Source organism: Microcoleus sp. B4-D4, from assembly GCF_036705185.1.
Taxonomy (GTDB): Bacteria; Cyanobacteriota; Cyanobacteriia; order Cyanobacteriales; family Microcoleaceae; genus Microcoleus.
Window position 1 is genome coordinate 102374 of sequence record NZ_JAUBTX010000014.1, and the last position, 14586, is coordinate 116959.

Sequence of the window (14586 nt, forward strand, 5' to 3'; positions counted from 1 at the left end):
TTATTGGTTGTTGGTTGTTGGTTGTTGGCATTACTACCAATTAGCAATGCCCTTAGTCCAATGCCCTTAGCCCAATGCGTCAACTCAAATGTCCGGGTGTTGAAATCCGCCAATGTCCCCACCTGCCGTTTAACTGCGGTTATCTCTATCATAGAAAGGATATCAGGAATTATAGGAAACTTGTTATATGGCGACTAATGACAGTCAAATTAATCAAATTTACGGTTCGGAGGATGCTCAAGGTATTTTACAGCTTGCGATCGCCCGCCGACAAGACGAAGGCGAACTTTCCCGAGTCCAGTTGTTCGAGATTGCAGCGGAATTGGGCATTTCCGAACAGGATATCGTGGCTGCGGAACAGCAATGGTTAGCCACCAGAGGAGAAGTTCAAGAAAAACTGGTTTTTAACACTTACCGTCGTCGCAAATTGCAGAAAAATGTGACAAAGTACGGCATTATCAATAGTTTTCTAGTTTTGTTTAATCTAGCAGGATCGCACGAGCTTTCTTGGTCGCTTTTCATTTTACTAACGTGGGGCTTAGGATTGTCGCTGAATGCTTGGAATGTTTATCAAACTGAAGGGGAAGATTACGAACAAGCGTTTCAGCGGTGGCGTTTGAAGAAACAGGTGGGAGAGTCTATTGGTACTGCAACGAATAAGTTTATGAAGTGGTTGCAGTCATAAGAAGATTGGGCGGTTTCAACCGCCGTTTTATCTACTCAGGATCGATACCCAAAGCTCTTAACTGAGCCGCCAGTCGATCGCCCCGCTGTCGTTCTTGCTCAGCTTGTTGTTGAGCCAATTCTTTCTCCTGTTGCTCTTGTTCGGCACGCTGTTGTTCGCGATCGGCACGCTGTCCCTCTTGTTCGGCTCGTTCTCCACCCGTCAGCAACAAATTGCCTTTTTCGTCCCAAAAACGCAACCAAGGCAATTCCGCATTTTGATACTGTCCTTGCCAAATTCCTAATTCTACACCCAAAGGCTCAATCGGATAGTGTCCGCGATCGTTGGCTGGCAATAACTGATAGTTACCTGTTAGCAACTGATACACTTCTACGCTGGCTCGACTCACTTCATAAATAGCGTAGAACGGCACGCGAATTGCTTGTTCGTAAACCCAATACTTGCCAGTCTTAGGAGTTGCATCTCGTTCTTCGGAGCCATTCCCCGAAACAAATTCGATGACAATTAAAGGTGCGATAACTTCGTACCACATCACGTAAGAACGCCGAATTTGACCGTCAACTAAGGGCGACACGTTGGGAACATAAAACCAATCGGGTGCTTCAGCTCCTTTGTCTGTCGGGTCTGTCAAACGCCAATAAATGCCGCAATCTTGACCTATGCAATATTGATTGTCCCGATGGCGCTGCTGCAATCGCGGGGTGATGGCATCAGTCAACAGAATGCTTTGAGGATGCTCCTGAAAGTTTTTCACAAATGTACCGTCTTCGTCTGGCAGTTGAGTGTGGTCGGGAGGGCGATCGATTATTGGTGTATAGTTTGTATCTCCCTCGGATTCTGGCAGTTGAGTGTGGTCTGGCAGTCGATTTGCTATGGTCGAGGCTTTTGTTTTAGAAACAGTCATAGTCGTAACAGTTAATTAAATTTAGATTATTTATCAAAAATTCTAGCAGTTTGAGTGCTAAATCGTCACTATTTTAGTGTTACAAATTGCATCTCATCTTCCCTCGCGACAATATTCAGTTTTCACAAATTGTCTCAGCACTGGCGATAAACTGAACAGCGCCTGATTATCCTGTTCTTGTTTTTCAATCAATGCTCGATTTCCCAAAGATAGCAGCGCATTGCATAAATCGTCTGGCGATAATTGCACCTTCTCTATAATTTGAGAAATAGAAACAGGCTCGATTTCATTCGCGATGCAGCACATTACCTGTTTTTCTAAGTCTGATAGGCGATCGCACTGTTGCTGCAATCTTGCTTTCAATTCGTCTCCCAAGAATAGCGTATCATATTTCAAGAATTCGGCAACTCGCCCGCCAAATAATTCTTGAATCATGGGTGCAACTATTTTCAACCACAAGGGATTGCCTCGGTAATTGTTAATCAGGGTTTCGCATTTCTCCGGTTCGAGTAAACCTTTTTCTCGGAGTATTTCGCCTGCTGCTGCACCTAAACCGTTGAGTCGTAAGGTGCGAACGCGGGCGTTTTCTCTGTTTAATGCGACAATTTCTCTAGGCGCTTCCCAACTATTGACGATTAAGCAACTGTTGTGGCAAGTTTGACCAATACATTTGAATAGGGTGCTGTAATTTTCATATTCTGGTCGATAATTGCCTGCTATTTGTCCGCTGCTGAGAATTGTTTGTACGTCGTCTAGGATGATGAGGCAGCGGTGCGATCGCAATTTGTCGATTAGCAGCGATAGCAGTTCATCGGTGCTTGTTGGCAAAACCCCCCCTTCGCCCCCCCTTGCTAAGGGTGGGGATTGATTAGATAAAAATTTAAGTAGGCTTTTTAGGGTATTATTGAGGGTTGGGGATGTGCCGAGACTTCGCCAAATTACATATTCAAATTGATGCTGGATTTGTGGGAGGAGGTGAAGTGCGAGATTGGTTTTGCCAATTCCGCTGATTCCTAATATTGCGACTAGGCGGGTGCGATCGTGTACTATCCACTGTTGTAGGGTGGTGAGTTCGGATGTGCGATCGTAAAATGAGCTGATATCTGGTGCATCTCTTAAGTCAAGTCGCGGTTTCTGTTGCGTGTCGTCTTCATTTGAGGTTTGTGTTGGGGGTGAGTTTTTTGAATTTTTGGGATGGTATAAGGTTTCTGTGCAAACGTTGATGTTACCTTTGTTTTGTACAAAATTAAAATCACCAAAATTTGAAATTTTAGAAATTTGATACCTTTCCATCGCAGAGCTAAAATTGGATTTATTAATATCTTCCTCTAAGATTTTTGAAAGAATTTGCCATAACTTTGAGGCAACATTTCTGACATGGCGTTCAGTACAATGAACCTCTTTGGAAATTTCGGAGTATCTTTTACCTTGCCAAGTTCCACGCACTACTGCCTCTTGCATATCGTCTAGGTGTTTGCCCGTCTTAGTGAATACCAAGCCATTGGCAAACCTTAAAAGTTCTTGAACATCCATTAATTAGGCAAGTGTAGGAGATTTTATCTATTGTATCAGACTTCTTATGACATTTTATGACTAAAAAGGGCAAAATGTGACTTTTAACGGCTAGATGATTTTATTAACTCCTGACAAACTATGACATTTTTTACTTGACACTATAGATAAATTAACGTAAAAATATTCAATAACGGGCATCCAAGCAATAAATAAAACACAAAAATTAACCGGAGAAAAAATGCAAAAGCTGTTTATTTTACTTTTGTGCTTTATGCTAAGTTTCAGCTTAGGACAGTTTCCAGCCCAAGCTGCCTCAGTTGGTACTATTGGCAAACCCGTGATCCAGCAGGGATACAACTTAACAGTTAACGAGGTGAAAACTGGTCAGAATGACAGTGGAGAACCATACGTAGCTGTTGATGTAACGCTTGCTAGCGAGTCCGATCAGGGTGTAAGTGCGAATCTACTTTATGCCAAACTAAAAAGTGACAGTGGCTATGTTTATACTCCAACTTTCTTTGGGGTACAACCTGCACTAAATTCTATGAATGATCTGCCAAAAGGAGAGCGCGTTCGGGGATGGATTACTTTTCAAATCCCGAATGAAGAAGATAGCAGCAATTACACTTTTGAATACCAAGCTATCAGACTTTTGGGAAATTCGCCACGCCTAAGAGTCAAGCTTGACTGATAGTGAGCTTTCTTGATTGGTTCAACTTAGGGCTGACGCATCCAAATATTTTTATCAGGGTTTGAACCTTTCTCAGATTTCAGCAAGAAGCATCAAACCCTCAATTAACTGTTCCTTTATTGCCTGAGTGCGTAAGTTTTCAAACTTTGCTTTTCAGGTTAAAAATATTTACTCAGCGAGTATTTTTTATTATGAACAATCAAAATGACGGCAACCCGAAAAAGGGTAATTTTCCGTTAGCAATCGTGTTGGGGTTGGGGGCTATTGTAGTAATTCTAGTTATTGCAGGTTTAGCAGTGATGAACAAATCAGAAGTTACGACTTCAGCCTCTCCAACTCCTTCAGTTGCACTATCAGAAACTCCCTCTTCAACACCTTTGGCTGCGGAAACACCAACGCCATCGCCAACGGCTTCGGTTTTAGTACCAGAAACTCCATCTCCGAATGCGACGGCATCTCCATCTCCAACAGCTACGCCATCTCCGAATGCGACGGCATTTCCATCTCCAACAGCTACGCCATCTTCTTTATCTGTAAGTCAAGCTGTTGAGCGTTTAAAGCAAACAGGTGTATGTCCAGCTTGTGACCTTCAAGGTGCCGATCTTAAAGGAGTTTCCCTTAGCGGTGCTGACCTGAAAAATGCTAACCTGACGGGTGCTAATTTAGCGGGTGCCACGCTCGATGGAAATACAATTTTAACAGGAGCTAACCTCAGCGGTGCTAACCTAAGTACGGCTCAAATAGGCCCTACTAATTTTGATGGCGTTAATTTGAGTAAGGCTAACTTAAGCAAAGCTAGATTTTATCAGGGGCCTAGCCTAATCCGCGCTAATTTAAAAGGTGCAGATTTAAGTGGTTCAAATATTGAGAGTTCCGATTTTTCGGAAGCTGATTTAACTGGTGTTAACTTGAAGGATGCTCAGCTAGGAAGTGGATTAAAGTTGACAAAAGCAATTTTAGATGATGCTGACTTATCACTGGTTATCTGGCGAGGTTTGACAAATGAAATGGTTGATGGTGCTAGTTTTAAGAAGGCAAATCTCACAAGCTCTAACTTAGGCAACATGAAAGATTTTAAAAATGTAAATCTGACGGGCGCAACTATGCCAGATGGCACAGTGCATCCTTAAAAATCTGAGGAGAAAAGTTAGGGATTGTCGCATTTTCTACATTGTTTATAAAACATTGAGGGAAGATGAGAAACGATTTGAGTTGGCTTGAAATAATCTGGCTAGTTTTTGAAGTCATTTTTGAGTTCTTTGATTAAAAGGTGATTTCCTGTAAACATTTATCGAAAAGTGCGATCGCCCTTCCTTTCCTAAAGTGCGATCGCCTAAAAATTGACAATTCTAAAAATATAATTCCTCTAAATAGACTTCTGTTGCTTCTTTCAGATTGGCGATCGCTTCTTCAATTGTTTCACCCTGGCTAGCAGTTCCCACTTCAGGACATTCTGCCACATAAACATCTTCTTCCCAATAAACGATTGCTGTAAAGATACGAGGCATATTTTTTTGCAATACCTACTTAGTTCTTACTCTCATCCTGATTTTAGCACATCGGGCGAGATCCCTTTTTTCAGTCAAGCACGCGCGGCGAAGCTATTGGGTAGGGAATCGCCCTTTGATTAACTACCGATACTCAATTACCGATGCGATCGCTATTGCAATGTCATCCATAGTAGTAGTCGAAACTTCTTTGTAATTCTTGCCATTCTCTATCATCCTGGTAATGAATTAACATCACCTCAGCCTGTTCTGCTAAAATGCGCCGTCTCTCTTCAATGGGCAATTTCATAAACTCCCGACGGCTGGGATATTGAGCAACTGAAGGCATTTCTAAAACTTGATATTTAGATTGTATTTGTGTTTGAGACTGGTACAATGCTTCTATTCGAGATCCTTCCGCTACTTCCGCCACAATCTCAGCATCAATTTCATCTCGGTTAGCATGGTAATAAGTCAAAGCTGCATAGACTTAAGTTAGAGTTAAATGCCCGATGCGAGAGGCAATTTCTTCTGCGGTCAAACCTTGCTTGTACCAAATAGCAATGCGACGGACTGTAACACTTGTTCCAGCAATGATTGCACCGCTACCATGTATGTCAGGATGATGGCTAATGAGAGTGCCAATATCGGTGATGGTTGACAAGATTTTTTCCTCGCCAATTTCTGATTGTGCTCCGATCTAGGATAGCACTTTCTGAGCAAGCGCGATCGACCTTTCTTTAGAAGACCGGGCGAATTGAATTCGCGTCTATACAGACAAAACCCGGATGGTGCGCGGGTTGAAGAACGGGCAATGAAATATTACGTTATTCTCTCTTAGTCCGCAGAGGCGGACATTGTTTGTGTAGACGCGGTTTCAACCGCCGTCTTATCTTCGTTTTTGTAGGCGCGGTTTCAACCGCCGTCTACATCTGTACCCAAAAAACCTAATTTTGCTCCGACGAATCCCCATTAGCAGCATCTTTAATCACAGGATTAATTAAGGTCGATCGCCAACCTTGCCGAACTTCCGAACTCAAATACTTATTCTGCACAACCTGCCACTTTTGCCAAGCTTCGTAGCGCTTTTTCGCCAATAAATCCGCCAGTTGCGGCAACTCTTTTTGCAAATCGCGATCCACAAAATCTGTCAAAAACTCACCTAAAACTTCACAATCTTGAATGTCGCCCAAACATTCCTGAACAGCTTTGACATCTTCTACATAACCTTCATAACTCGGGCCGTAAAAATCGCCAAACAGATTCATCAAATAGCGAACCCGCTTGGCTTGCTTCCGCAAATCGTGCAGAATAGTTCCCTCCGCTGTTAACTTCTCTTCCACAGCCGACTCATTCAAACCATCACAAACTTTAACTTGGCCATCCTCATATTTTGTGCCCAGCAGCCAAGCCGGATGCAGAAAAAATTCGCTGACTTGAGGTAAGAGTAAATCTGGCAAAACCTCAGCAATTGGCAAATGTTCGATCGCCCGAAACTGCGGTTTTTCCAACCAATTTTCGATCGACTTTTTCAGCGACTGGTAATTTTTTTGTTCCAAAACAGCCCTCACCTTTTTCAAAGCCCGGCGCCGCTGTTTTAGCAAACTCGACAAAGCCTCATCTAAAACTTCCTGTTCTTCAGTCGGCAAATTCGGGTAATAGCGGTTTTGGAGACTTTCGAGCATCACATCCAAATCCCTGAGCGTTCCCAGAATCCGCCCCACTTTACCAATTTTGCGTTCTGAAGCTTCTTTTGGCCAATCTAAAACCGGAGCAAAACCCGTTACAGCCGATCGCAAACGCCGCAATCCTACCCGCATTTGGTGAAGTTCTTCTGCATCTTTGTCTTTGATAACTTCAGCCTCGTGCGCTATTGTTTTACGAAAATATTTCTCGATCGCACCAGAGGCTGCGTCTCCGAGAGTTTTAACTTTTGCTGATGTTTTTACGTTCATGACAAGTGTAGAGTCCACATCCCCGATCGATTTTAATTTAGATTTCAATGCTTTGCTAGTAAAGGGTTTATATCCTAGCACACAACCCAATTTATGACCTGATTCCATACATAAATCTTAATGTAAAGTGCTTGACAATTTATACAAAGTCAGCATTTAGCAAGTCTTCAATTCTCAAATCTAAAATCTAAAATAAAATTACCCTCCCTCGCTCTTGGGCAAATAAATATCCGATTTCTGGCGCGCTTTCCCAAACAAGTTAAGAGCGCTGCCAACCAACATTTATTCGGCAAAAAGTGAGAGAGGGTGCGATCGGGAGGACAAGTTTTAAATTAAATCAAGTCCAGCTTGTCCGAATTCAAAGAGGCAGTTTAGCCTTTCCAGTTCTTTTCAGATTGTTCGAGCACGTAGGTTACGAGATCATCGATTTGTTCGGGCTTCAAGCGGCCGCCAAAAGCAGGCATAGCATTTTTGCCCTTAATTACCTGAGTGGTGATAGCTTCGATGGAATTCATGCCGTACTTTTCCAGAGCATCCTTTTTCAAGGTTTTCATTGCCATAACCACGTTGCCGCCACCGATGTGACAAGCAGAACAGTTGGCGCTAAAGAGTTTAGCTCCGTTAGCAGCATCGCCGGCCAAAGCAGGGCGGCCGAAGCCGACGGTAAAAATTGCGATCGCTAACAGGGCGATCGATAAGAGTCTTTTCAACACAGTTCTCCTCTAATGGACACCTTTGAAGGTGATTCTTTAGTTATTTTACCTGTTTATTCAGGCACAAACACGCAGTCGCGATCGGGATTTTTCTAGTAATTTACACTTTTTGACAAAAAGCCGTTCAACTCTCCAGATTATCCACGCCCCAGCCCGGAGCCTTCTGAGCAGCCCGGAGCACAAAAGCAGCCAAATTTTCAATCTCATCCTGCTGCATCCAGCTTTCCGGCACTTGGCGGCACCAAAAAGTTTCCTCACTACCGTCATAAGTCATGGGTTCTCTCAGATACGCCACCAAACTATTGATGCTGGTGCGCGGAGGCGTTGCCCCCTCCAGAGCAGTCAAAGACAAAGATACAGTCGGATCCGGCAAAGTTGTTCCCCCAACATGACAGTTGAGGCAGCTTTGCTCAAACAACCGCTTACCGGAGGACAAATCCTCAGCCGAAAATAACCGAGTGTTTCCCTGTGCGTCCAATTCCAATGCCACAGGTTCGGTGACTTTCAAATAACGAGTCACGTAAGCATCAGAAGCAGCCAAGGCTGGTTGAGGTGCCAGCAGCACCAACGGCAAAATAATTAAAATTCCCAACAAAAAGCAGACAAAAACACCAGGACGCTGCATGACGCACTACAACCTTTTGCGATATCAATAAGTAACAAGTAAATTTTAGATTTCGGATTTTAGAGCGAAAAACGATCGGTCAGCAATGCTTGCCAAATCTCAGCCCTCTCCCAATCCAAAATCCAAAATCTAAAATTTAACATCAATTAACGAGCGCCTTTACCGCCAGCCCACTGCTCGCCAATTATTTTGGGCTGCAACAGAATGTGACCGGCAATCGCGTACAAATCCTCTTCTGAGAGATTTCTCATCTCAGCAAAAATATCCGCACTCTTCATGCTCGGATGCAGCTCGGAAATCTCCTCAAAGCCATCATAAGTGGTGGGATTTTTCATAAAGTCCACCAGCGACTCAATATTGTTGCGGGGTGGGTTGGCCAAAGCCAGAGTTTTGGGACTCAAATTTATGTTCTGGTCAGTTTTTGTCTGTCCCCCAGCGTGACATTGAGCGCAGGCTGAGTTAAACAGGCGTTTGCCTTGCTGAACTTGTTTGAGGTTCAGCACCACCGGAGCGCCCTTGTCATTTAAAGTCACAGTGCGAAGTTCCGGACTCAGTTCGATAGCCATCGCGCTGCTGACAAATAACTGAAATGTCAAGAATACAGCGGTCAGAGCAATGAAATATCTTTTAAGCATGGTTCTCCTTAAAAAAATCCGACAAATTATTGAACGCTAAAAGAGCGTAGGCGGCAAACAGATTGATCTTGAAAATTCCTTCCTGCTGCGACAATTGGCAAAAATTTGTGCAGCCGTACCCCAACGTCGAGGTAGAGGAATTTTGCTATCTAATCTGGAATCCCTTTTGAGTCGCGCCTTTTTTCGAGAGCGGACATAATTGCCTTAACATCTTCCAAAGCCAAACGGGTTTGAGGATGCTTGTAGGCAATTTCCAACTCGTCGCACAAGCGCAGCACGTCTTCAACAGGGACGTCGAAGTCCTCTGCTATTTCTGCGATGGATAGGTCTGCAAAACCCATAATTTTTAGGTCGCTGACTGGTCAAAATTGAGTTGACGGCTATTGACAGAAAGCTGGACAATTTAACAAAGTGGTGTTAGCTCCCAATCTGTTAGTTTGTTCTGAGATTTTGTTCGATCGCCAGCTCACTAACCACTAACTACCACTAAGCATTTTTGCTCACTCAAACTTCATAGCCCATCAACTTCCAACTAATATCATCCCATTGCCGGGTGTTTATTATCAATAGGACTTGAGCGCGCGGGGCTCAAAACCCGGTATTTGGCTGAATTTCTCGCCACCAAACTTGATGTTTTGCCAAGAAACCAGGGTTTTTTGGCAATTCCTCTGAGATTTTGGTCTTGGGCGGGCTCACCAACAGACAATCAGTCGATTTGAGATTTGAGATTTGAGATTTACTCCACAGATGCAATCTGGGGCTTGAACCAAAGTCTAAAATTTCGATCTCTTGACGACAAAAGTCATTTGGCGCTGCAGCTGAGCTTAGGGAGAAAGCTTGAGAGCGTGAGTAGGTGCGGGTAAAGCGTGGTGGCCCTCGCCGACATCGAGGGCTGGAAATTCCGATTTTGCCAAGAAAGGCTGGGGCTGGTGGAGAGCGATCAGTTGAGCGAGAGTTTTTTTTAATTGAGTCCGGGGTACGATCAAGTCTACAAAACCGTGGGCGAAGGAATATTCGGAAGTTTGATAATTTTCCGGCAGCTTTTCCCGCAGAGTTTGCTCGATTACCCGACCGCCCGTAAAGGCTACAGTAGCTTTTGGCTCTGCAATTATAATGTCTCCCAACATGGCAAAACTGGCTGTGACACCGCCTGTGGTCGGGTGGGTCAAAATTGGGATGTAAAGCAGTCTCGCTTCCCGGTGGCGCTCCAGAGCCCCGGAAATCTTGGCCATTTGCATCAGGCTGAGCATTCCTTCCTGCATTCTTGCGCCGCCAGAGGAGCAGACCACGATCGCAGGTAAACGTTCCCGCGTGGCGTGTTCGATGAGGCGGGTCAGTTTTTCTCCGACCACTGAGCCCATGCTGCCGCCGATGAACTGAAATTCCATGACTCCGAGGGCGACGGGCAAATTTTCGAGTTGACCAATGCCTGTTTGTACCGCGTCTAGGTGGCCTGTTTTTTCTTGAAATTCTCGCAGCCGATCGCTATATTTTTTGCGATCTCGAAATTTTAGGGGATCGGTGGCGTGGAGACCTTCGTCAAGGGGCATCCAGGTATTGGGGTCAATCAACTGTTCAATGCGATCGTCGCTGTAAACTCTGATATGATGCCCGCATTCCAAGCAAACCATTTGATTTGCTCGCAGGTCTTTGGTATAACTTAGCGCGTCGCAAGCCTCGCACTTATTCCAAAGCCCGTCGGCAATTTCCCGTTCCGGCCGTTCTTGAGAGTTCGGTACAGATTTTCTTCGATTTGCAAACCAATCAAATAGAGACATTAAAACTTGGTAATTGTTAACTGTTGACTGTTGACTGTTAATTGTTGACTGTTGACTGTTGACTGTTAGATTCGGGTTCCTCTTCAATGGGACTGATGAGGAGCGATGCAGTCCGCTGGTCTTCTGGAAGAACTTGCAAAGCTGTAGCACTTCCAGCTCCTAAATAAGATGCTACGCCCAAGTCAACGATGCGAGCTGGGATTTGATGAGCAGCTAGGATCTGCTGCATTAATTCCGCTTCCCAGCGAAAGCTAGTAGTTGTAAGTGTAATCCAAGACACGGAACAATTTTACCAATTATTGAGACAATGTTATGTTCGATCGCGCCGGAGTACCGACATATCAGAAAGTAAAATTCGGGAAAAATAACTGCAAGTAAGTAGATAAGATCGCTTCGCCCCACAGGGCAGTAATTGCTGCACCGAGGGCCAGAAACGGGCCGAAAGGCATGGGTTGACGCCGATCGAGCAATCGGAGGGCGATCGCCCCGCCGCCGACAAAAGCTCCAGCGAAACAGGCGATAAATCCCGCTAACAGCAAGTATTTCCAGCCCAGCCAAGCTCCCATCAAAGCTGCCAATTTGGTATCTCCCATCCCCATAGCAGTCTGCCCGAAGCTGATCGAACCTGCAAGTCCGATCGCATCAAACAGCCACAACCCGACAACTGCTCCCAGAATACCGTCGAGTACCAGATAGTGTACCGAGTCGATCGGACTAAAAGTCGGCCACCAACCTTTCGCCACTTGAAAAACCAATCCGAGCACCAAGCCCGATCGAGTTAAAGAATTGGGCAAAGTCATTGTATCGCAGTCAATCAAAGATAAAGCCAATAGCCAGCTAAAAAAAGCCCAAAACCCCAGAGTTTTTACTGTTATCCCAAACCGCCAAAAAATGAGCAAAAACAGCAAACCCGTAGCTGCTTCTACCAGCGGATAGCGGGCAGAAATCCGACTGCGACAGTGATTGCAGCGTCCCCGCAGCCACACCCAACCGAACACGGGTATATTTTCGTAAGTTCTGAGTTGATTTAAACATTTGGGACAGCGAGAGGGAGGGTGTATCACCGACAAACCCGCAGGCAACCGATAAACTACCACATTCAAGAAGCTGCCGATCGCCGAGCCGACAACAAAGACGATCGCGGTGACAAGGACATTAAAGATTATTTCCATTAAGTTGTTATTTGTTATTTGTTAGTTGTTATTTGTTATTTGTTAGTTGTTATTTGTTATTTGTTAGTTGTTAGTTGTTAGTTGTTATTTGTTGTTGGTTGTTTTTTATGGTATCTGGCATTAGTAGCAACTAACAATAACAAATAACTGATGACTGCTTACTACTTACTAATTACTGATGACCAATTTCCCAAGTATCCCAAATCCGTATTGTTTACCCCCTTGATGATTGAACCGCGAAGACGCGAAGAGCGCGAAGAGAAGAGTCAGAAGATAAAGGTATAGCCTTTCTGTGCTCTCATAGGAGGTACTATCCGGGATAGGCCAAACCGGCCAAACCGGGCATACCTCACTTTTGTGAGAACCGCTATAATAATAGCAAAATCCGAGTTGGCATGACTGATGACTAATGACCGATGACTAACAACTAACAACTAATAACCAACAACTAACAACCAACAACTAATAACCAACAACTAATAACCAACAACTAATAACCAACAACTAACAACAACCAACAACCAACAACTAATAACAACTAACTAATAAAAAATAACTAATACATTTGAGATTCAATTTCGTCAAAAGTAACAAAACGTTCACCGGGCAACAAAACGGGCTGCGAAGCAAAAATTAGCTGACCTCGATTGCTGCCTAGACTAACAACTACACCCGCAGGACGCTCCATCTGCTCGGAATGCACTTTCAGATACATACCATAGGCCGATCGAGCTACTCGGATCAAATCAGGAGCTAGCAAGCCGTGACTTTGGGAAATTTCTATCCTAGGTTGGGAGTTAGGCTGGTATCTGGTCACTGGAAATTTATGATAATGGTATTAGTCTAGCTGCCGCATTCTCGGGTTTTTCGGGGCGGATATCCATAGCTGAGATTGATTGTGGGCGATCGAGCAAACCGACGAAACCATCGAGAAATTGTTTCTATCTTTAGAGCCAGATATTAATCAAAATTCTAGCGTTCCTGAAACCTTGTTTGGTCATTATTGCGGTACGAGCCGACCGGAAGATAATCGCTTAATTCCCTCCATCGCCCCACTTTCTCCAAATTTATCGTTCTTTTCGCGGGCAATTTTCAAAGCTTGCTCGTAGGATTCGAGAGCTTTAGCAGATTGACCGAGACTTTCATAAATCTCGCCCATATTGTTGAGCAACCTTCCGATACTTGTCTTGTCACCGATTGCTTCCAACATCGGTATCGCTTGCTGAAAATAGATCAGCGCTTGAGTATCTTTACCCTGTTTGCGACAGGTAAGTGCCATGTTGTTGAGGAGGCGGCCCACGCCAGCCCTATCTCCGATTTCCCGGCGAATTGCTAAAGCTTGGTGGTAAAATTCCATCGCTCTGTCAAAATCGCCGATGTTGTAGTAAACGCCGCCCATATTGTTGAGGGTACGGCCTAAATCTCGTCGATCGCTCTGTTGGGTGCGAATGACCCGCGCTTGCTGGTAAAATTCGATCGCCTTAGCATATTCTGCCTGTTCTGCGTACACGGCCGCAATGTTATGGAGTGCTTCTCCGATTTCAACTTCGTCGTTGACAGTTTTGGCAAGTTCCAACGCTTCTTCGTGCTGTTTCAGCGCTTCGGGAAATTTGTCGGAAATCCGGTTGATGAAACCGATGAGATTGAGGGTTTGAGCGAGGCGGCGCGCATCGCCTATTTCTCGGTGAATGACTAAAGCTTGTCGCAGAACTTCCAAAGCTTTGGACTTTGAACCCATTTCGCCATAAACTTCTCCCAGGCGGTTGAGGATTCTGCCGATTTCGGGTTTGTCATTTTGTTGCTTGCGAATTGCCAAAACTTGTTCAAAAGTCTGGATTGCTTCGATAAACAAACCCTCGCGGTGCTGTTTTACTCCTGTTTCAAAGAGTGTGTCTGCTTGCGTGTTGGGTTCAGTTGCCTGGGCGCGATCGCTTTTTTGAACCAGCCTTGCATTTATAATAGGGGCAAAGGCCACAGCGTCTGAGATTGCCAGCAGGCTGAGTGCGGGAGATACAACAATACTTATAGCTGCGACATAGCTGAAGTTGTAAGAGCGGCGGTACACCGATCGAGTCCTCCTAGAGCCAAGTTATAACTATTAAGATAGAGCTTTTTGGCGTGTTCGTCCTAATTTTTTTCTCAGTCGCGCCACTGGCTATACCAATTTCCCGAAATAATGCAACTCGCTTGCAAGCTGCAAACCCATACACAATAAGTCATTCCCAATTTTTTAATCAAAAACCCCAAATTTCAAATCCCATAGGTTAGCTGTTGTCTTGCCAGAGTGCCACAATCAGCGGCATATTGGTGAGAACCCGGATGACAGCCAAGTTTTCGATCCGCTTTGCAATTAGTTATTGGTTATTGGTTATTGGTTATTGGTTATTGGTTATTGGTTATTGGTTATTGGTTATTGGTTATTGGTT

18 protein-coding genes and 1 pseudogene are annotated in these 14586 nt (G+C 44.5%); 4 read left to right on the forward strand and 15 right to left on the reverse strand.

What is annotated here, in order from left to right; translation table 11 throughout:
* Positions 1 to 187: 187 nt before the first annotated feature.
* Entirely contained in the window at positions 188 to 685 is a 498-nt protein-coding gene (locus tag QUB13_RS13625) for a 2TM domain-containing protein (RefSeq protein WP_333381550.1), read from the forward strand.
* A gap of 31 nt (positions 686 to 716) precedes the next feature.
* Here QUB13_RS13625 and QUB13_RS13630 read toward each other — a convergent pair whose 3' ends face one another.
* Positions 717 to 1589 (reverse strand): Uma2 family endonuclease, encoded by an 873-nt coding sequence (locus QUB13_RS13630; RefSeq protein WP_333381554.1) that lies wholly within the window; start codon positions 1587 to 1589, stop codon positions 717 to 719.
* A 93-nt stretch (positions 1590 to 1682) separates the two neighbouring features.
* On the reverse strand, positions 1683 to 3122 hold the full coding sequence (locus tag QUB13_RS13635) for an NB-ARC domain-containing protein (RefSeq protein ID WP_333381556.1): 1440 nt from the start codon (positions 3120 to 3122) through the stop codon (positions 1683 to 1685).
* A 220-nt stretch (positions 3123 to 3342) separates the two neighbouring features.
* Here QUB13_RS13635 and QUB13_RS13640 point away from each other — a divergent pair, with 220 nt between their 5' ends.
* Together QUB13_RS13640 and QUB13_RS13645 are read left to right on the forward strand one after the other, a co-directional pair.
* Positions 3343 to 3795, forward strand: coding sequence for a DUF4352 domain-containing protein (locus tag QUB13_RS13640; protein ID WP_333381559.1), 453 nt, complete (start codon positions 3343 to 3345; stop codon positions 3793 to 3795).
* 191 nt (positions 3796 to 3986) lie between these two features.
* Positions 3987 to 4925: a pentapeptide repeat-containing protein gene (locus tag QUB13_RS13645; RefSeq protein ID WP_333381563.1), complete on the forward strand. Its 939-nt coding sequence runs from the start codon at positions 3987 to 3989 to the stop codon at positions 4923 to 4925.
* A 219-nt stretch (positions 4926 to 5144) separates the two neighbouring features.
* On the opposite strand, the gene QUB13_RS13650 is transcribed toward QUB13_RS13645, so the two are convergent.
* The 13 genes from QUB13_RS13650 to QUB13_RS13710 form a co-directional block, all read right to left on the reverse strand.
* The gene (locus QUB13_RS13650) at positions 5145 to 5303 is read right to left on the reverse strand and encodes a type II toxin-antitoxin system HicB family antitoxin (protein ID WP_333381566.1); all 159 of its coding nucleotides are present in this window, start codon (positions 5301 to 5303) and stop codon (positions 5145 to 5147) included.
* Positions 5304 to 5466: 163 nt separating this feature from the next.
* Positions 5467 to 5760, reverse strand: a complete 294-nt coding sequence (locus tag QUB13_RS13655) for a hypothetical protein (RefSeq protein ID WP_333381569.1) — start codon at positions 5758 to 5760, stop codon at positions 5467 to 5469.
* A 12-nt stretch (positions 5761 to 5772) separates the two neighbouring features.
* Complete coding sequence (locus QUB13_RS13660) at positions 5773 to 5946, reverse strand: DUF433 domain-containing protein (RefSeq protein WP_333381572.1); 174 nt, start codon at positions 5944 to 5946, stop codon at positions 5773 to 5775.
* A gap of 283 nt (positions 5947 to 6229) precedes the next feature.
* Positions 6230 to 7345 carry a CHAD domain-containing protein gene (locus QUB13_RS13665; protein WP_333381575.1) on the reverse strand — a complete coding sequence of 372 codons (1116 nt, stop codon included), beginning with the start codon at positions 7343 to 7345 and terminating at the stop codon, positions 6230 to 6232.
* Between the two features lie 263 nt (positions 7346 to 7608).
* Entirely contained in the window at positions 7609 to 7947 is a 339-nt protein-coding gene (petJ, locus tag QUB13_RS13670; protein ID WP_333381578.1) for a cytochrome c6 PetJ, read from the reverse strand.
* A 127-nt stretch (positions 7948 to 8074) separates the two neighbouring features.
* Positions 8075 to 8575 carry a photosystem II cytochrome PsbV2 gene (gene psbV2 / locus QUB13_RS13675; protein ID WP_333381581.1) on the reverse strand — a complete coding sequence of 167 codons (501 nt, stop codon included), beginning with the start codon at positions 8573 to 8575 and terminating at the stop codon, positions 8075 to 8077.
* A 146-nt stretch (positions 8576 to 8721) separates the two neighbouring features.
* Positions 8722 to 9210 (reverse strand): photosystem II cytochrome c-550, encoded by a 489-nt coding sequence (psbV, locus tag QUB13_RS13680; RefSeq protein ID WP_333381583.1) that lies wholly within the window; start codon positions 9208 to 9210, stop codon positions 8722 to 8724.
* Between the two features lie 149 nt (positions 9211 to 9359).
* Entirely contained in the window at positions 9360 to 9551 is a 192-nt protein-coding gene (locus QUB13_RS13685; RefSeq protein WP_194011670.1) for a translation initiation factor IF-2, read from the reverse strand.
* Between the two features lie 483 nt (positions 9552 to 10034).
* Entirely contained in the window at positions 10035 to 10988 is a 954-nt protein-coding gene (gene accD, locus QUB13_RS13690) for an acetyl-CoA carboxylase, carboxyltransferase subunit beta (protein WP_333093455.1), read from the reverse strand.
* Between the two features lie 37 nt (positions 10989 to 11025).
* Positions 11026 to 11268 carry a hypothetical protein gene (locus QUB13_RS13695; protein ID WP_194011668.1) on the reverse strand — a complete coding sequence of 81 codons (243 nt, stop codon included), beginning with the start codon at positions 11266 to 11268 and terminating at the stop codon, positions 11026 to 11028.
* 61 nt (positions 11269 to 11329) lie between these two features.
* A complete protein-coding gene (locus tag QUB13_RS13700) occupies positions 11330 to 12160 on the reverse strand; it encodes a prepilin peptidase (protein WP_333381587.1) in 831 nt (276 codons plus the stop codon).
* A gap of 556 nt (positions 12161 to 12716) precedes the next feature.
* The gene (locus tag QUB13_RS13705; RefSeq protein ID WP_333381590.1) at positions 12717 to 12977 is read right to left on the reverse strand and encodes a hypothetical protein; all 261 of its coding nucleotides are present in this window, start codon (positions 12975 to 12977) and stop codon (positions 12717 to 12719) included.
* Positions 12978 to 13160: 183 nt separating this feature from the next.
* Complete coding sequence (locus QUB13_RS13710) at positions 13161 to 14225, reverse strand: tetratricopeptide repeat protein (protein WP_333381593.1); 1065 nt, start codon at positions 14223 to 14225, stop codon at positions 13161 to 13163.
* 279 nt (positions 14226 to 14504) lie between these two features.
* On the opposite strand from QUB13_RS13710, the pseudogene QUB13_RS30460 reads away from it, so the two are divergent.
* Positions 14505 to 14586: pseudogene (locus QUB13_RS30460) on the forward strand (D-galactonate transporter); the annotation flags it as partial.